General features: G+C 72.2%; 18 protein-coding genes and 1 pseudogene. 12 read left to right on the forward strand and 7 right to left on the reverse strand.

What is annotated here, in order from left to right:
• Nucleotides 1–22: 22 nt before the first annotated feature.
• A complete protein-coding gene (locus tag ADK67_RS37485; protein ID WP_053721315.1) occupies nucleotides 23–3247 on the reverse strand; it encodes a GH92 family glycosyl hydrolase in 3225 nt (1074 codons plus the stop codon).
• A 228-nt stretch (nucleotides 3248–3475) separates the two neighbouring features.
• Between ADK67_RS37485 and ADK67_RS37490 the strand changes: the two genes are divergently transcribed.
• The 6 genes from ADK67_RS37490 to ADK67_RS37515 all read left to right on the forward strand — a co-directional run bounded on the left by ADK67_RS37490 (nucleotide 3476) and on the right by ADK67_RS37515 (nucleotide 8216).
• Nucleotides 3476–3781 carry an ArsR/SmtB family transcription factor gene (locus tag ADK67_RS37490; RefSeq protein WP_197289804.1) on the forward strand — a complete coding sequence of 102 codons (306 nt, stop codon included), beginning with the start codon at nucleotides 3476–3478 and terminating at the stop codon, nucleotides 3779–3781.
• Nucleotides 3778–4164 (forward strand): VOC family protein, encoded by a 387-nt coding sequence (locus tag ADK67_RS37495; RefSeq protein WP_053721316.1) that lies wholly within the window; start codon nucleotides 3778–3780, stop codon nucleotides 4162–4164. Before ADK67_RS37490 ends, ADK67_RS37495 begins: the two co-directional genes overlap by 4 nt.
• Before the next feature lie 96 nt (nucleotides 4165–4260).
• Nucleotides 4261–4848 carry a winged helix-turn-helix domain-containing protein gene (locus ADK67_RS37500; protein ID WP_053721317.1) on the forward strand — a complete coding sequence of 196 codons (588 nt, stop codon included), beginning with the start codon at nucleotides 4261–4263 and terminating at the stop codon, nucleotides 4846–4848.
• A complete protein-coding gene (locus tag ADK67_RS37505) occupies nucleotides 4845–6665 on the forward strand; it encodes a S9 family peptidase (RefSeq protein WP_157621303.1) in 1821 nt (606 codons plus the stop codon). Before ADK67_RS37500 ends, ADK67_RS37505 begins: the two co-directional genes overlap by 4 nt.
• A 4-nt stretch (nucleotides 6666–6669) precedes the next feature.
• Nucleotides 6670–7236, forward strand: a complete 567-nt coding sequence (locus ADK67_RS37510) for an HAD domain-containing protein (RefSeq protein WP_053721319.1) — start codon at nucleotides 6670–6672, stop codon at nucleotides 7234–7236.
• A gap of 83 nt (nucleotides 7237–7319) precedes the next feature.
• On the forward strand, nucleotides 7320–8216 hold the full coding sequence (locus ADK67_RS37515) for a GDSL-type esterase/lipase family protein (RefSeq protein ID WP_053721320.1): 897 nt from the start codon (nucleotides 7320–7322) through the stop codon (nucleotides 8214–8216).
• Here the strand turns inward: ADK67_RS37515 and ADK67_RS37520 are convergent.
• Nucleotides 8213–9154: a hypothetical protein gene (locus ADK67_RS37520; RefSeq protein ID WP_053721321.1), complete on the reverse strand. Its 942-nt coding sequence runs from the start codon at nucleotides 9152–9154 to the stop codon at nucleotides 8213–8215. The two genes, ADK67_RS37515 and ADK67_RS37520, sit on opposite strands and share 4 nt — an antisense overlap.
• A 280-nt stretch (nucleotides 9155–9434) precedes the next feature.
• Here ADK67_RS37520 and ADK67_RS51630 point away from each other — a divergent pair, with 280 nt between their 5' ends.
• From ADK67_RS51630 to ADK67_RS37530, 3 genes are all read left to right on the forward strand, one after another.
• Nucleotides 9435–9683 (forward strand): hypothetical protein, encoded by a 249-nt coding sequence (locus ADK67_RS51630; protein ID WP_157621307.1) that lies wholly within the window; start codon nucleotides 9435–9437, stop codon nucleotides 9681–9683.
• Nucleotides 9680–10027, forward strand: a complete 348-nt coding sequence (locus ADK67_RS37525; protein WP_053721322.1) for a DUF1036 domain-containing protein — start codon at nucleotides 9680–9682, stop codon at nucleotides 10025–10027. The genes ADK67_RS51630 and ADK67_RS37525 overlap by 4 nt, the downstream gene beginning before the upstream one ends.
• Nucleotides 10028–10152: 125 nt before the next feature.
• On the forward strand, nucleotides 10153–10767 hold the full coding sequence (locus ADK67_RS37530) for a T6SS immunity protein Tdi1 domain-containing protein (protein ID WP_157621309.1): 615 nt from the start codon (nucleotides 10153–10155) through the stop codon (nucleotides 10765–10767).
• A 24-nt stretch (nucleotides 10768–10791) separates the two neighbouring features.
• Here the strand turns inward: ADK67_RS37530 and ADK67_RS37535 are convergent, their stop codons facing one another.
• The 5 genes from ADK67_RS37535 to ADK67_RS37555 form a co-directional block, all read right to left on the reverse strand.
• Nucleotides 10792–11061, reverse strand: coding sequence for a hypothetical protein (locus tag ADK67_RS37535; protein ID WP_053721324.1), 270 nt, complete (start codon nucleotides 11059–11061; stop codon nucleotides 10792–10794).
• On the reverse strand, nucleotides 11031–12269 hold the full coding sequence (locus ADK67_RS37540) for an outer membrane protein assembly factor BamB family protein (RefSeq protein WP_157621311.1): 1239 nt from the start codon (nucleotides 12267–12269) through the stop codon (nucleotides 11031–11033). The genes ADK67_RS37535 and ADK67_RS37540 overlap by 31 nt, the downstream gene beginning before the upstream one ends.
• A gap of 99 nt (nucleotides 12270–12368) precedes the next feature.
• Nucleotides 12369–12974 carry a hypothetical protein gene (locus ADK67_RS37545; protein ID WP_053721326.1) on the reverse strand — a complete coding sequence of 202 codons (606 nt, stop codon included), beginning with the start codon at nucleotides 12972–12974 and terminating at the stop codon, nucleotides 12369–12371.
• Between the two features lie 47 nt (nucleotides 12975–13021).
• Complete coding sequence (locus tag ADK67_RS37550; protein ID WP_053721327.1) at nucleotides 13022–13573, reverse strand: hypothetical protein; 552 nt, start codon at nucleotides 13571–13573, stop codon at nucleotides 13022–13024.
• Between the two features lie 83 nt (nucleotides 13574–13656).
• On the reverse strand, nucleotides 13657–14112 hold the full coding sequence (locus tag ADK67_RS37555) for a carboxymuconolactone decarboxylase family protein (protein ID WP_053721328.1): 456 nt from the start codon (nucleotides 14110–14112) through the stop codon (nucleotides 13657–13659).
• 77 nt (nucleotides 14113–14189) lie between these two features.
• Between ADK67_RS37555 and ADK67_RS37560 the strand changes: the two genes are divergently transcribed.
• From ADK67_RS37560 to ADK67_RS37570, 3 genes and pseudogenes are all read left to right on the forward strand, one after another.
• Entirely contained in the window at nucleotides 14190–15080 is an 891-nt protein-coding gene (locus ADK67_RS37560; protein WP_053721329.1) for a sigma-70 family RNA polymerase sigma factor, read from the forward strand.
• A gap of 91 nt (nucleotides 15081–15171) precedes the next feature.
• The gene (locus ADK67_RS37565; protein ID WP_053721330.1) at nucleotides 15172–15822 is read left to right on the forward strand and encodes a response regulator transcription factor; all 651 of its coding nucleotides are present in this window, start codon (nucleotides 15172–15174) and stop codon (nucleotides 15820–15822) included.
• 88 nt (nucleotides 15823–15910) lie between these two features.
• A pseudogene (locus tag ADK67_RS37570) lies at nucleotides 15911–16185 on the forward strand (ATP-binding protein); the annotation flags it as partial.

Genomic DNA, 16185 nt, shown 5'->3' on the forward strand with positions numbered 1-16185 from the left:
TTGCCCCTTGGTGCCGTGTCGGCTAAGCCAGGGTGATCGCGTACACCTCCACCCGCGGGTCGTCGGGCAGGGTCACGGAGTGCACGGCCTTGGCCGGGTCGAGCGGCAGGGAGAGGGCGAACAGGCGTACCGGCGGGCCGTCCACGCCCTGGCCGGCCTTGATGCGGTGCGGCATGTCCAGCGCCACCGTGCCGCCGGAGCCCGCCCAGTCGCCGACGGTCAGCGGCACGTCCGCGGTGCTGCCGTCGGCGTACCGGACGGTGACGGCAGTGGTCACCGGGCCGTTGTGCGACGACGCCACGAGCCGCAGCGCGCCGTACCCGCCTGAGGGCAGCAGCATCGCCTGCCCGCGTGCCTCCACGAAGTTCGCCGCCGTCCCGGTCGCGTCCGGCGCCTGGTAGGTCACGCCGCCCAGCACCACCGGACCGGCGGCGGGCAGCAGCGCGGCGTCGTAGCTCCAGCCCGAGCCGTCGAAGTTGCCCTGATCGGGCGCCGCGACCGTGGCCGTGCCGTCGTGGTTGAGCTCACCGGTCAGGTCGACCGCACACTGCTCGCCCGCCACCGCGCACGTCGCCGCCTGCCGGACGTCCACCACCGCCTCGCGCACGACGGTGTTCGGCCCGGCCACGGTGACCCGCACCGGGTAGCGGCCGACCGGCGTGCCCGCCGGCACCGTCACCACCACCCCCACCGTCCGCTGGGTCGGCAGCCGGTCCGACTTGACCAGCAGCTGCCCCGTCGTGGTCACCGACCAGCCGTCCGGCACGCTCGCCGTGACGCCGACGGGCACCGAGCCGGGCGCCTGGACGAGCACGTCCAAGGTCAGCTCCACGGTCTGCGGCGCGTCCCCCGTCGGCACGACCGCCGACGCCTGCCGCAGCGACGCGTCCACGTGCCGCCGCCCGTCGGCCTGAGCGCGGTCGACCGACGGCGGCTCGGCGCCGGGACCGGTGCCCCAGGACGACGGCGTGGTGCCGAGCCGGTGCGCCAACGTGCCGCCGCCGGCCACGGTGTCCCAGTCCAGCCACGTCTGGCGCACGTCCCGGCCGTTGAACGACACCTGCTGGACGTACCGGTTGGCGTCGCTCGCGCCCGGCGCCGTGATGGTCAACGTCCGCTGTCCCGTCCGGACGGTCGCGCCCGGGAACTGAGGGCTGGACAGCGCCAGGAAGTCGCCGCCGCTCATCGTCGGGTACAGGCCGAGCGACGAGAACACGTACCAGGCCGACATCGTGCCCAGGTCGTCGTTGCCGGTCATGCCGTCCGGGCCGGTGGTGAACAACGTCATCGCCGCGCGCACCACGGTCGCCGTCTTCGCGGGCGTGCCGGTGGACAGGTAGAAGTACGGCGCGAGCAGGTCCGGTTCGTTGTTCGGGTTGTACGTGGGCTTGCCGTAGTAGTCGTAGGGCTGGGTGATCCAGTCCTCCCGCACGGTCCGGACCGGGTCGGCAAGCAGCTTGTCGTAGGCGAAGAACGCGTCCAGCCGCTGCTCGGTCGCCTGCCGGCCGCCCATGAGCCGCACCAGGCCGTTGGGGTCCTGCGGCACCAGCCACTGGTACTGGAACGCGCCGCCCTCGTGGAACTGGTGACCGGCGTCGACCGGGTTGTACGGCGTCACCCACGTGCCCTCGGCCGTGCGCGGCCGGAAGTGGCCGGTCGAGGCGTCCCACAGGTTGCGGTACCACTGCCCGCGCTCGGCGAACACGCGGGCGTCGTCGTGCTTGCCCAGGCCGCGCGCCATGAGGGCGAGCGAGGCGTCCGCCGCCGCGTACTCCAACGTGGCCGACGCCGGGTGCACGCAGTCGTTGTCGCCGCCCTTGTGCGCGCAGTCGACGCCGAGCTCCAAACCGGACGGGATGTAGCCGCGGTCGAGGTAGAACTCCACACCGGACCGCCCGTTGTACGGCGAGTCGGCCGGCGGGACGCTGGTGGCGTTGCGCTTGAGCAGCTCGTACGCCTCCTCCTCGTGCCCGGCGAGCAGGCCCTTCGACCACGCCTCGACGAGGAACGGCGTCACCGGGTCACCGGTCATGATGTTGGTCTCGCTGTTGGCGAGCGCCCAGCGCGGCAACCACCCGCCGTCCCGGCCGCTCGCGACCACCGACAGCGCCACGTCCCGGGCGACCTGCGGTTCGAGCAGTTCCAGCAGCTGGTTCTGCGGCCGGTAGGTGTCCCACAACGACAGGTTCTGGTACGGCGTGAAGCCTTGCGCGACATGGGCTTCACCGTCGAAGCCCAGGTACCGCCCGTCCACGTCGCCGGCCAGGTTCGGGTGCAGCAACGAGTGGTAGAGGGCGGTGTAGAACGCGGTCCGCCGCTCCGGCACGCCGCCGTCGATCCGGATCGAGTTCAGCCGTTCCACCCACGCCTGGTGCGCCTTGCCCTTCGTCGCCTCGAAGTCGAAGGAGTCACCCGTCTCGGCGGCGAGGTTCTTGCGGGCGCCGTCCATCCCGGTGTACGACAGGCCGACCTTCAGCACCACGTCCTGGTCGGCCGTCGCGTCGAACGTCACCCACGCGCCGTTGCCGCCCTGGCCCGCCGCGTCCGGCACGCCCGGCGCGCGGGTCGTGCCGCGCCACGTGCCGAAGCTCGCGAACGGGCGGTCGAACGTGGCCGTGAAGTACACGGTGTGCTCGTCGTGCCCGGCGCAGAACCGGCCCGCCTTGACCCGGCCCTCGACGGTCCGGTCGCCGACGACGTGCACCTCGGAGTCCAGCACCTGCTGGTTCGCCTTGCCCGTGTTGAACAGGACGTTCGCCTGCGCGCCCGCCGGGAACGTGTGGCGCTGCCAGCCGGTGCGCGGCGTGGCGGTCAGCTCGGCGTTCACCCCGTAGCGGGACAGCCCGACGCGGTAGTAACCCGGCCGCGCCTCCTCGTCCGCGTGCGAGTACTTCGACCGGTAACCGGCGGTGTCAACGTTGTCCACCGGGCCGGTGGTCGGCATGACGGGCAGCTCACCCGCGACACCGCAGCCCACGCCGGACAGGTGCGTCTGGCTGAAGCCGTGGATCTCCTGCTGCTGGTAGTCGTAGCCGCCCTGGCCGCCGGTGTCCGGGCTGACCTGCACCATGCCGAACGGCATGCTCGCGCCGGGGAACGTGTTGCCGAAGTTCTGCGTGCCCACGAACGGGTTCACCAGGGTGGTCGGGTCCACGTCGTCGGCTGCGGCAGGCGCCGCGACCGCGGGCAAACCCGTGAGGACCAGTGCGGCGGCGAGCAGGAGCGTGTTGCCTCGTCTGAGCGGCATCGGCAGGGGGAACCTCTCTGGGTGACAACGTTGTCAGGCGATCCGCGTGCCCGATCACCGGCCTCGACTCTCGCGCACCACTGCCCCGGCCGTCCAGCCCTGATCGGGACCCTGACCGGTCAGACCTTCGCGCGCGACGTGCCGCTGTCCGCCGGGCCGGCACCTCGATCGGGTGAAACGAGAGCGCGATAGGCAAGTGACGACTTGCAGGCAAGCGGTCGCTTGCCTATGGTGGCAGTCGTGGCGGAAGAACTCTTCAAGGCTCTGGCCGACCGCACCCGGCGGCGCATCCTCGACGAGTTGGTCGAACGGGACGGCCAGACCTTGTTCGAGATCTGCGCGCGGCTGCTGACCAAGTACGAGCTCGGACTGACCCGGCAGGCGGTGAGCCAGCACCTGGCCGTGCTGGAAGCCGCGGGGCTGGTCCGGACGCGACGCGAGGGCCGCTACAAGTTCCACGAGCTGAACACCGAACCGCTCGAGCTCATCGTGACGCGATGGCTCAGGCCCGACGCACCGGAGCACAACCCATGAGGATCCACCTGTCCAGCGTGTTCGTCGACGACCAGGCCAAGGCACTGAGCTTCTACACCGACGTGCTGGGCTTCGTGAAGAAGGAGGACGTCCCGGTGGGCGCGGACCGGTGGCTGACCGTGGTCTCGCCCGAGGACCCAGAAGGCACCGAACTGCTGCTGGAGCCCGACGGCCACCCGGCGGCGAAGCCGTTCAAGGAGGCGCTGGTCGCGGACGGCATCCCGTTCACCGCCTTCGCCGTGCAGGACGTCCGCGCCGAGTTCGACCGGCTGCGCGGGCTCGGCGTGCGGTTCACCCAGGAGCCCCTGGAGATGGGCCCGGTCATCACCGCCGTGCTGGACGACACCTGCGGCAACCTGATCCAGATCGCCCAGTACAAGTAGCGGACCCCTGCGGGGCGAGCACTCCCGCCTCGAACCACACGCGACACCGGCGGGTCTCCCCTAGACCGGCCGGTGTCGCAACAGTACTTTCGAAACATGTCTTTCGAGCGGCGCAGGCTCACCGACGCGCACGACCTCCGGGCGCTGAGCCACCCGCTGAGGGTGCGGCTCATGGAGCTGCTACTTGCCCGGGACGGGCCGCTCACCGCGACCGAAGCGGCGACCGAGCTGGACACGACGCCCGCGAACTGCTCGTTCCACCTGCGGTTGCTGGCACGGCACGGCTTCGTCGAAGAGGCGGAAGGCGGCGTCGGCAGGCAACGGCCGTGGCGGCTGGTCGAGCAGGACACCCGGATCTCGACGCGCGACCTGGACGACGAGCGTCTGTCCGCGTTGCGAGCGCTGGACGAGCTGCGCTGGGTGCGCCGTCAGCACTCGCAAGCCGAGTGGTGGCGCACCAGGGACAGCTACCCGGAGCAGTGGCGCGGCGCCGCGTCCGAGGCGTTCAGCGTGCTGCACCTGACCGCCGACGAAGTGGTCGAGCTGCGCGACGCCGTCCAAGCCGTGATCAACCAGTACGTCGAGCGCGGCGCGCCGTTCCAGCGCCGCCCCGGCACGGCGCCCGTCGACGTCCTGCTGTCGTTGACGCCGCTCCGGCCACCACTTCCAGGGGGAGAAACGTGACCGAATACCGTGATTTCGCGCCCAGGCAACGATTCCGCTCCAACGTAGCCCTGTCACCGGACGGCACCTCCGTGGCGTACGCCGCCAACTCCGACGGGCAGCACAACCTCTACGTGGCACCGGTGTCCGGCGGCCCGGCACGCAAGATCACCGACTACACCGAGCACGCCGTGCGGCAGGTCGCGTGGTCGCCGAACGGCCGGGAACTGCTCTACACGGCCGATTTCCAGGGCAACGAGAAGTTCCAGCTGTACCTGGTCGACGCCGAGGGCGGCACGGCCCGGCAGCTCACCGACGCGCCAGGGAGCCAGCACGTGCTCGGGTCGTCCATCTTCAGCTTCGACTGCCCGGCGCCGTTCAGCCCGGACGGGCGCAGCATCGTCTACGCGGGCAACGACCGTGATCCCGCCGTGCAGGACGTGCTGGTCCAAGACCTGGAGACCGGCGCCGTCCGCCGGGTCGAGTCGGTCGCGGGCACGTTGCTGCACGCCGTGTCGGTGTCCCCGGACGGCCGCTGGCTGCTCACCTCCGGCATGCACAGCAACTCCGACACCGACCTCGGCCTGGTGGACCTGCACGAGCCGGACGCGCCGCTGTGGGTCGTGACCGGGCACGAGGGCAAGCGGATGCACGTCGGCGGGCCGTGGGCCAGCGACTCGTCCGGGTTCCTCATGCTGCACGACCGGGGTGGCGAGTTCCGGTCGCTGGGCTCGTACTCCCTGGCCACCGGCTCGGTCAAGGACCTGGTGACGCCGCCGTGGGACGTCGAGCAGGTGGTGGCCTCCGGCGCGGTGCGGGCGTGGACGGTCAACGAGGACGGCATCTCGCGGCAGTCCGTGCTGCGGGACGGCGAGCTGGTGACGTTGCCCGAGCTGCCGGCGGGCGTGATCGAGTCGTTGACGGCGGCGGGCGACGTGCTGGCGTTCCTGCTCGCCACCGGCACCCGGCCGGTGGAGGTCGTCGTGCTCGACCTGGCCGCGAACGAGCTGCGGTACGTGACGTCCAGCGCGCCGTCGGTCGAGGTCGCGTTCGTCGAACCGGAACTGGTGCGCTACCCGACGCACGACGGCCGGGAGGTGCCCGCGTGGGTGTACCGGCCGCGCGGTGGCGGCGTGCGCGGCGTGGTGCTCTCGATCCACGGCGGGCCGGAGTCGCAGGAACGGCCGAAGTACAACTACGCCGGGCTCTACCAGTACCTGGTGGCTCAGGGGGTCGCGGTGCTCGCGCCGAACGTGCGCGGCTCGACCGGGTACGGCAGGACCTACCAGCGGTTGATCCTGCGCGACTTCGGCGGCGCCGAGCTGGGCGACTTCGAGCACGCGGTCAAGTACCTGCACGGTCTGGACTGGGTGGACCCGGCCCGGATCGGCGTGTGGGGCGGGTCGTACGGCGGCTTCGCCACGCTCTCGTGCCTGTCACGGCTGCCTTCGCTGTGGGCGGTGGGCGTGTCGGTGGTGGGTCCCTCGAACCTGCTCACGATGGCCCGTTCCGTGCCGGAGACGTGGCGCGCCGAGATCCCCGAGTGGGTCGGCGACCCGGACACCGAGGCCGACTTCCTGCTGGAACGCTCGCCGATCACCTACGCCGACGCGATCACCGCGCCGTTGTTCGTGATCCAGGGCGCCAACGACCCGCGTGTGGTGAAGGCGGAGAGCGACCAGATCGTGGCCGCCCTGCGGAAACGCGGTGTCGACGTGCGGTACGACGTGTACGAGGACGAAGGGCACGGCTTCACCAACCGGGAGAACGAGGTCCAGGCCATGAGCGACACGGCAGGCTTCCTGCTGGCGCACCTGACCGACGCCGCCGCGAGATAGCGACATGACGACGCGCGGCCTGCTGCTGCTGGACGTGGACGGACCGCTGAACCCGTACGCCGCGAACCCGCACCGCCGACCCGAGGGTTACCGGACGTTCCGGCACACCCGGCGCGGGACGTGGCACACCGGCCGTGACGCCCGCCGGTACAAGGGGTTGCGGGTGTGGCTGAACCCGGACCACGGCGGCCTGCTCCGGGCGCTGGCCGACGACACCGGCCTGGAGCTGGTGTGGGCGACGACGTGGATGCACCTGGCGAACACGCTCGTCGCGCCCGCCATCGGCCTGCCCGAGTTGCCGGTGATCGAGTTCCCGGAGACCGATTTCGACCGCGACGACGGGTGGCTGCCCGACGGGAACTGGAAGTGGCGGGCCGTCGCCGCGTTCGCCGGCGGCCGGCCATTGGCATGGCTCGACGACGAGCACGACCAAGGGCACCACGAGGTTCGGGCGTGGTTCGACCGGGAACGGGAGGGCGTGCCGACCAACCTGTGCCACGTCGACCCGCGTCGCGGCCTGCGGACGGAGCACTTGGACGACATCCGGTCGTGGGCCGCCACGATCCGGTAGGACCGCCGTCCACAGTGGACGTCACGTGGAGCGCTCCACCGCACGGTAGCCTGGGTGGTCGGACCAGGCGGGAAGGGGTCGACGTGCCGGGACTTCGGCGAGTCGCGCTGATCGGGGCGCTGCTGGCGGTGCTCGCGGCGTGCACCGGGACACCCACCACGAGCACCACGACGGCGACGGAACCGTCCACCGACGCACCGCCCGTCGAACGCGTGTACGTGTCGTTGGGCGACTCCTACGCGACGGGCTACCGGCCCGCGGGCGCGGCGGCGGGCACCGGGCGGGACGGCTTCGCCTACCTCGTCGCCGAGCGGTCCGACCTGCGGTTGATCAACCTCGCGTGCAGCGGCGCCACGTCCGCGCAGCTGCGCGCCGAGCCCGGCTGCGCGCCCGGCAACCGCGGCCCCGACGCGCCCGACCCCGCCGGCCGCACCCAGCTCGACGCCGCCGTGCAGGCGCTGCGCGAGCACCAGGGCCGGATCGGCCTGGTGACCGTGGTGATCGGCGGCAACGACCTCGCGCCGTGCGTGCAGGCGCAGGACGCGTTGGCGTGCGCGTCGCAGGCCGTGGCCGCCGTCCGGACCAACCTGGCGGCCACCCTGCCCGCCCTGCGCGAAGCCGCCGGCGACGCGCCGATCGTCGGCCTGACCTACCCGGACGTCTTCCTCGGCGCGTGGGTCTCCCCCGCGTTCCCGAACGGCCAGGACCTCGCCCGCCTGTCGGTGTTCCTGTTCCGCGACTTCTTCAACGCGGCCCTCAAGTCCGAGTACGAGAAGGTCGGGGCGGAGTTCGTCGACGTCACCGCCACGACCGGCGGCTACGGCCCGTTGACGGAGATCACCCAGGACCCGGCCTACGGCTCGATCCCCACCCCGGTGGCGAAGGTCTGCGCCCTGACGTACTTCTGCGACCACACCGACGTGCACCCCACGCCGGCGGGCCACGAGGCCATCGCCTCCGCCGTGCTCGCGAGCCGTTAGCCCGGACGTCCGCCGAACGCCGCCCGCACCCTCCGCCCGGCCAACCGCACCGGCTCGACCACCGACACGCGCACCCACCGCGCCGGCGTCACCACGACGGCACGCCACACGTGCCCGATCGCCCGGCCGACGGGCGCCAGCACCACCCGGTAGACCCACCGGACCGGCGGCACGACCACCGCGCGGAACACCCGCGCCAGCAGCCGCCAAGCCCAGACCAGCGCGCCCCCGAACACCGCCAGCCCTCGCCCCACCAGGCGGAACGCCCAGATCAGCGCCCGAACGAAGAGCCGCGCCAGCCACCAGAGCGCCCGCGCGCCCCGCACGACCACTTCGCGCCACAACCACCCCACGGGCCGCACGACGAGCGTCCGCCAACACCAGGCCAGCGGCTTCAGCACCACCACCAGCAGCACCCGCCCGACCGCGCCCACGGCCCAGCGCACGAAGTCCTCCACCGCCACGTCCGCCACCCGCAGCCAACGGCCGACCGGCGCGAACACCCGTCCCAACCCTCGACCCGCGGGCCGCAGCACGGCCCTGAGCACCCACCGCACCGCGGCGCCCAACGCCGCGAACCCGCGCCCCACCACATCGGCGACCACCCGCAGCACCACCCCCAGCGGCCTGAACACGTACCGCGCCAGCACCCCGCCGAACCACCGCAGCCCGGCACCCACCACACGCGCCACCCACCGCAGCGCGTCCCCGAGCGGCGCGAACACCCACCGCCACACGAACCGGCCGACCGCGCGAACCGCGACCCAGACCCACCTCGCCACGACCGCCAACGGACGCAGCACGAACCGCCGCACCACCCGGCCGACCACCTTGAGCCACTCCCACGCCAACCGCACCGGCACCACGACCACCACGGCCACCGCACGCGCAACCCACAGCGCCCAACGCGGCGGCTGCTGCTCCTCGATCTCGCTCACTCCCATTCGACGCAGCAGGACGGCATCCGGTGCCGCACCACCAGCCCACCGTCACCGCGCGGGTTCGCCCGCTGCCGGAACTTCGAGAACGGCGATAACTATGCGATTACGGTTGCGTCGTTCCTGAAACGAAATCCGGTGCAGCTTCGCAGATATTCGACCGACGCCGAATACAGCGGCCACGAACGGGTGAAACCGCCGAACCGACGTTGACCCGCGTCTGCCCGCGGAGAATTCTGATGAGACGAAGATAAGCCGATCTTCGATCGGAGGAGCTGAGATGACAAACGGGCCGGATCCTCATCGTGACTTCGTCATCGAGGACGAAAGCTATCAAGAAGGCGCCGGCCGGCGCCCCGAAGGTGCCGGGTATGCCACCGAAGACCAAGGCACCGACTACCCGATCGGCGAACACCGGAAGACGGCCGGCGGCACCGCCGGTTACACCGACGAACCGACCGCTGACACGCTGGAGTCGGTGGCCGCACCGCTCCGCGTGCGTTTTGGCACTCAAGGAGGCGGCAGATGAGCTGGGATGTGCATTTCATCAACGGATACTCGCGGCGCGTCCAGGTGGCGATCGCATTCAAGGAGAACGGGTGCAGCCAGTACGGTCGCCCTTGGGGAACGCGCGGCTGGTGGGTGATCAATCCCGGCGGCGAAGTCTACGTGCTGGACACCAACAACAGATACTTCTACTACTACGCCGAAGCGACCGACGGCAGCAGGCTCTGGGCGAGCCCCGAAGGGCCTTTCGTGCCCGTGCTCCAGGCGGCGTTCGACTCGTGCATCGACATCGGCTCCACGGCGGCACGGAACGTCGGCATGCGACAGCGGGACCTCGAAGTGAACAACCGGTGGCGCCTGGTGTGACCGGCGTTCGCACTCGCTGATCAACCGCCGCCCACCACGACGGATACTTCTCCCGGTGCTGCTGGATGAGCAGCACTGCCCGTTGCCGCACCGCAACCGAGTGCCGTGACGTCCTTGGAGGAGTGTTGACGTTCAGCGAGTTCATGCGGGTTTCGACGATCGAGCAGGCGACGATCGACCGGTTCGCCGGTCAGGTGCCCGCCGAAGTGGTCGACATGTGGCGGGTGCACGGCGCCGGTTACGCGGGGGACTTCTACTTCCGCGTCGTCGATCCGGCACGGGCCGCGCTGATGCTCGACGGCGTGGTCGGACTGCCGGACAACTCGACCGTGCTGTTCACCACCGGCCTCGGCGACGTCATCTTCCACGTGAACGGCACGTTCCTGGTCATCAAGTTCCGCTTCGGCGTGATCGACCTGGTGCCCGTGGGCACGTCGTTCGGCGACCTCGTCGCGATGATGGAACGACCGGAGAACCGCGGGCCCGTGTTCGAATGGGACCCCTACCCCACCGTGGTCGCGACACACCGGGAGGGCGCACCGTCGTTCGAGCAGTGCTACGGCTTCGTGCCGCTGCTCGCCCTCGGTGGGCCCGCCCGCGAGGAGAACCTGGCGCTCGTCGGCCTGTACGAGCACATCGCGTTGATCGTCCAGCTGGCTGGGGTGCCGCAGCTGCGCGGCTTCCTCCCGTCAGGACCGCCAGAATCCGCCGGCGGCAAAGCGCACCAGCCGCACAGCTGACACCGCAAGAGCCGGGCTACCGGATCACGGCACGAACCCGACCACCGGCCCGGGGCGTTCACGGCTGCCCGGCACACCGATCACCAACGCACCCGGCGCGGGTGTGAAGCGGGCGTCCAGACCGTGTGGCGAACCGGCGATCGGTGGGAGCGCGGTGGTGACGGGGGCGCTGCCGTCCAAGCCCTGCGCGGTAACGGTAAGGCTGCCTGAAGGGGTCGCGCACAGTCGCACGAAGCGGGTCGCGGTCGTGGCGGCGGCACGGGTCAGCGGGCAGCCCGCCACGTCGAGCGGCACGGCGCGGCCGGTGGTGGGTTGATGGCGTGCACCGGCGCGTCACGGGAGCGGTCGCGCAGGACGGGGGCCGGGCCGAACTCCACGTCCACCGCCGCGGGTGGGTCGACCAGTCGGGTCAGGCGGCCTGAACCGACGTCCACCAGCACGTCCGGTGACGGCCCGGACAGCCGCACGTGGGCCACCGAGCCGTCGGTGGTCGTCACGACCTCCGCACCCCGCTCGGCCGTGACGTCGTGCCGCCACCGCTCGTGCCCGGTGTCCTCGGCCAGCCCGACCACGGTGAGGCGGTCGTCGCACCACACCGCCACGGTCACCCCGGCCGGACCCGTGCCCGCCACGGACGCCCGGCACCCGTCGGGTTGCCGCCACCGCCAACGCTCCTCGCCGGTCCCCTGGTCGTCGGCCGAGACGCCGCCGCTGTCCGCCGTCAACACCGCGGTGGCGCCGACGAACAGGTTCACGTCGAGGTCGCGTCCCTTCATCGCCCGCTCGAACCGCGGCGTGCCGGTGTCGGCGTCCAAGGCGACCAGGAGGCGTCGCGGCGGCTGCCGATCGCGGTCGAACAGCGCCAGCACCGACCGCCGGTCCGGTGACGCGGACACCGACAGCAGCAACGCGCCGGACCTCGCGTAACGCCACTGCGGCCGACCGTCCGCGCCGTCGAGCCCGACCACCGCGCCGTCCTCCGTGCCGACGGCCACGCCGTGCCCGGCCGCCACCACGCCCACCAACCGTGCCGGGGGCTGCCACTTCCACCGCTTCGTGCCGGCCAGCTCCACCACCGGACGCGGCGGTTCGGCCCACGCGCCGCGCACCTCCGACCGCACGGCCGCGGCCTCGACCACACCCGGCGCGACCACCGCCGCACCGACCACGACGACCGCACCCAGCACCCCGAGCGGACGCACCCGCCACGACCCGGCCGAGAGTCCGCCCACCGCGACGGCCAACGCGCCGACGGCCAGCAAGGGCAGGTCCGCCTCGGGCAGCCCGTGCGCGACGTCGGCCCCGACCGCCACCGCCGCGAGGACGAACACCACGCCCGCGAGCGCGACACCCACCCACCGCCGACCGGCGATCACGAGGTACGCGGCCACCCCGACGGCGACGACGAACACCAGGAACGGGTAGTCGATCACCTCGACCCGGGCGCGCTCGCGCGGCACGAACAACGACACCAAGGCGCACCCGGCACCCGCGACGACCATGTACCGCAACACAGCACTGCGACGCGACCGCACGCCCGCCCGTTCCCCGCACCCCGGTCGCCGGCAGGTCTAGTCCACAGTGGACGGCGAGCCGGCCGATCAGTCGAGCCGGCGTAGGGCGTCCGCGGTCAGCAGGTCGGCGGCCTCGTCCCAGCCCGCCTGATCGGCCGCCGTGGCATCGCCGTCCGCCGTCCGGGCGATCTTCGCGAACACCTCGGGGTGCTCCGCGATCCCGGTGTCGTGCCCGGCGTAGCGCAGGAGGGTGTTCGCGGCGTGGTAGCGGACCAGGTACTCCGGGTCGCGGACCGCCTGGCCGAGCGCCTCGATCAACCGAGGGGTCGGTGGGAAGTCGGCGAGGGCGATCGCGGCGTCGAGCCGGATGCCCTTCCACGCGCCCGAGGCCAGGAAGGAGACCAGCGGGTCGGCCCACGAGTCGTCACCGGTCAGCACGTGCAACGCCTGCGCCACGCGGATCTGGAACGTCCCCGCCGCGCCCGGCGCCACACCACGCAGCAGCGCCACCGCCCCGTCGGGCGCCTTCCCCTCGGCGGCGAGCGCGACGATCGACTGGGCGGCCACCGGGTCACCGGCTTTGACGCCCGCCGCCACCATGCGCGCCACCTCGTCCGGCGCGGTCTCGGCCAGGTCGAGCAGGCGGGTGAACTCGGGCCCGTCGTGCGCGACCGAGTAAGGATCGCCGAACACGCGTCGCCGCCACCTGATCCACCCAGCGGTGCCCATGAGCAGCCCTTTCAGTCGAGCGGCGGCCAGTCCGACTCGCGCAGCTCGTCTTCCGGCCGGAAGAACCCGATCGTCGACGCGAGCCCCAGGTGAGCGAGCACAGCGTCCCACGCCGAGGCCGATGCCAGGGGCGTCGATCCGGTCTCGCGGAACACCGCCGTGCACTCGTCGTCGGCGACCAGGGATGTCTGCTGCACCACCAGTTCCGCGCCGTCGCCGGCCAACCAGCCGAACGCGTAGTACAGGTGGTCGCCGCGTTCCAGGTAGTGGTAGTAGGCGAGCGGGTGAGCGGAGGTCGCCAACGCCCGCAGCCGTCCCAGCCAGGCGGCCGACGGCCACACGTCGTCCAACCACCCGAACCGCGCCCGCGCCGCGGCGAACCCGTCGCCGGGCCCGGGTTGTCGTGCCTCGTCCGGCACCCGTGCGACGAACAGCCCTCCGGGCGGCAGCACGAGATCCGCGACCTCGCCGAACCGGTGCACGCGCCCGGCCAACGCCGGTGTGCCGGCCAACGCCCGGGCGACCGCCTCGGACCGGGTGAAGATCCGCGCCCGCTCCGGCATCGTCGGACTGTACAACTCCCCGGGCGCCGCGTGGGCGGGCGGCGCGGGTGCGTGGGCTCCGCGCCGCCTCGACCACCGGGTCATCAGCCCCAGGTGCCCGCCACCTGCTTCGTGGACGCGTTGAGGCGGTTCCACACGTTCACCGTGGCGACGGCCACCAGCAGGGCCGAGAGCTGCTGCTCGTCGTAGTGCTTCGCGGCTTCCTGCCACACCTCGTCCGACACGGGGTCGGGCCGGTCGGCCAGCCGGGTCACGGCCTCGGCCAGCGCCAGCGCCGCGCGCTCCGCCTCCGTGTAGTACGGGGTGTCCCGCCACGCACCGACCGCGAAGATCCGCTCGTCGGACTCACCGGCCTTCCGCAGCGCCTTCCCGTGCATGTCCACGCACACACCGCAGCCGTTGATCTGCGACGCCCGCAGGTTGACCAGCTCCATCAACGACTGCGGCAGCCCGGCCTGCGTGGCGGTCTCCCCCAGCGCGAGCAGCGCCTTCATCGTGCCGGGCAGGACCGTGACGGGGTGGTTCATCCGTGCTTCCATGGTCGATCGCTCCTCTGTCACATCGTGGTCGTTCGATCCGTCACCTCCCTGACGGATGGAACACGGAGGATGTGACTGTGATCGACGACGAACTTCTCGCGACCCGCTTCGAGGCCGACCGGAGCCACCTCAAGGCGGTCGCCTACCGGGTCCTCGGCTCGATGAGCGAGGCCGACGACGCGGTGCAGGAAGCGTGGGTGCGGCTCCAGCGCGCGGACACCCGCGACGTCGACAACCTCACCGGCTGGCTGACCACCGTCGTAGGACGGGTGTGCCTGGACATGCTGCGCTCCCGCGCGTCCCGCCGCGAGGACCCGCTGGACGTGCGCGTGCCCGAGCTGGTCGTCGAGCCGGCCGACGGCGGCGACCCCGAGCACGAGGCGGTGATGGCCGACTCCGTCGGCACGGCCCTGCTCGTGGTGCTGGGGACGTTGGCGCCGGCCGAGCGGCTGGCGTTCGTGCTGCACGACCTGTTCGCCGTCCCGTTCGACGACATCGCCCCGATCGTCGGCCGCACCCCGGCCGCCACCCGCCAGTTGGCCAGCCGCGCGCGCCGGCGTGTCCAAGGCGCGCCCGTGCCCGACGACCTGCCACGCCAGCGGCGGGTGGTGGACGCGTTCACCGCCGCGGCCCGGGACGGCGACTTCGAGGCGCTGCTCACGGTGCTCGACCCGGACGTGGTGCTGCGCGTCGACCTCGGCGCCCTCAACCCGGACCTGACGGCCGCGGTGCGCGGCGCGGCGGAGGTCGCCGGCCAGGCGCTGCGGTTCCGACAGCCCGCGGCGGTCAGCAGGCGGGTCCTGGTCAACGGCGGGATGGGCATCCTCGTCGCGGCCGACGGCAAGCCGACGTCGCTGATGTCCTTCACGGTCAGCGGCGGCCGGATCGTCGCGATCGACGTCCTGTCCGACCCGGAACGGCTGGCCGGCCTGGACCTCTCGGCCCTCGACCTGCCGAGGCGGACCTGACGTCACCCGACCGTCGCGACCGGTGATCGGTCCGGGCGGACCGGAACGGCTAGGGTGGGTGGCCGGACCAGCGACGAGGATTCTGCACAGCATGGCGCACCCACCCCACCCGTCCCGACCCGTCCGCGCGGTCCTGGTGGAGGACCACCACATGGTGGCCGAGGCGATCCGGCTCGCGTGGGCGGATTCGGGCGAGGTCGAGGTCGTGGCCACGGTCGGCTCGGTGGCCGCCGCGGTGGCCGAGGTCCGCCGGCACCGGCCCGACGTGGTGCTGCTCGACCGCCGACTGCCCGACGGCGACGGCCTGGACGCGATCCCCGGCTTCGAGGAGTGGGGCGCGCGCGTGCTGGTGCTGACCGGCGAGGCGACCGTGTCCGTGGCCGCCCGCGCGGCCGAGTCCGGCGCCGCGGGCCTCGTGCTCAAGTCCGCCCGTCTGGAGGAGCTGACCGACGCCGTGCTGCGGGTGGCGGCCGGTGAGGTCGTGTTCGACGGCGGGCTGCTCGCGGGCGTGCTGGACAAGCTCACCGGGCGAGCCAAGGGCAACGGCGTGCCGCTCACGGTCCGTGAACGCGAGACGCTGCTGCTCATGGCCGAGGGCGCGAGCACGGAGGAGATCGGCGAACGCATGGGTGTCGCCCGCAACACCGTGCGCAACCACGTGCAGCGGGTGCTGGAGAAGCTGGGCGCCAGGTCGAAGCTGGAGGCGGTGGCGATCGCCCGCCGTGACGGCCTGCTCGACTGACGCTTCCGCCGTGGCTAGTGCAGCTGCACTAGTGACGGCGGTGTCGGTGCGTCTGGGCGCCGACCGCTCGATACCGCAGAGTGCGAACGTGGACCTCTCGGTGTCTGGCCCGGTCGCGGAGTTCAGCGCGCCGATCGACCGCGGGGCGGCGGGGCTGGCGCGTGACTTCGTCCGCAAGACCCTCACCGGCCTGGGGTACCTCGGCGACCACGGCGACGTCGTGCTCGTCGTCTCCGAACTGGTCTCCAACGCCCTGCGGCACACGACCACCATCCCGGTGATCCGGCTGGCGGGCGACGCGCGCCGGCTCCGGGTCGAGGTCGAGGACGGCAGCCCGGTCCTGCCGCGCGCCCGGCTGTCCGC

The organism is Saccharothrix sp. NRRL B-16348, from assembly GCF_001280085.1.
Lineage (GTDB): Bacteria > Actinomycetota > Actinomycetes > Mycobacteriales > Pseudonocardiaceae > Actinosynnema.

What these genes read in the sequence shown, in the direction of transcription:
- ADK67_RS37485 (WP_053721315.1), bottom strand. Translation starts at nt 3,247, where the DNA reads ATGCCGCTCAGACGAGGCAACACGCTCCTGCTCGCCGCCGCACTGGTC.
- ADK67_RS37525 (WP_053721322.1), top strand. Translation starts at nt 9,680, where the DNA reads ATGAGCTGGGATGTGCATTTCATCAACGGATACTCGCGGCGCGTCCAG.
- ADK67_RS37510 (WP_053721319.1), top strand. Translation starts at nt 6,670, where the DNA reads ATGACGACGCGCGGCCTGCTGCTGCTGGACGTGGACGGACCGCTGAAC.
- ADK67_RS37555 (WP_053721328.1), bottom strand. Translation starts at nt 14,112, where the DNA reads ATGGAAGCACGGATGAACCACCCCGTCACGGTCCTGCCCGGCACGATG.
- ADK67_RS37495 (WP_053721316.1), top strand. Translation starts at nt 3,778, where the DNA reads ATGAGGATCCACCTGTCCAGCGTGTTCGTCGACGACCAGGCCAAGGCA.
- ADK67_RS37500 (WP_053721317.1), top strand. Translation starts at nt 4,261, where the DNA reads ATGTCTTTCGAGCGGCGCAGGCTCACCGACGCGCACGACCTCCGGGCG.
- ADK67_RS37550 (WP_053721327.1), bottom strand. Translation starts at nt 13,573, where the DNA reads ATGCCGGAGCGGGCGCGGATCTTCACCCGGTCCGAGGCGGTCGCCCGG.
- ADK67_RS37565 (WP_053721330.1), top strand. Translation starts at nt 15,172, where the DNA reads ATGGCGCACCCACCCCACCCGTCCCGACCCGTCCGCGCGGTCCTGGTG.
- ADK67_RS37490 (WP_197289804.1), top strand. Translation starts at nt 3,476, where the DNA reads ATGGTGGCAGTCGTGGCGGAAGAACTCTTCAAGGCTCTGGCCGACCGC.
- ADK67_RS37540 (WP_157621311.1), bottom strand. Translation starts at nt 12,269, where the DNA reads ATGGTCGTCGCGGGTGCCGGGTGCGCCTTGGTGTCGTTGTTCGTGCCG.
- ADK67_RS51630 (WP_157621307.1), top strand. Translation starts at nt 9,435, where the DNA reads ATGACAAACGGGCCGGATCCTCATCGTGACTTCGTCATCGAGGACGAA.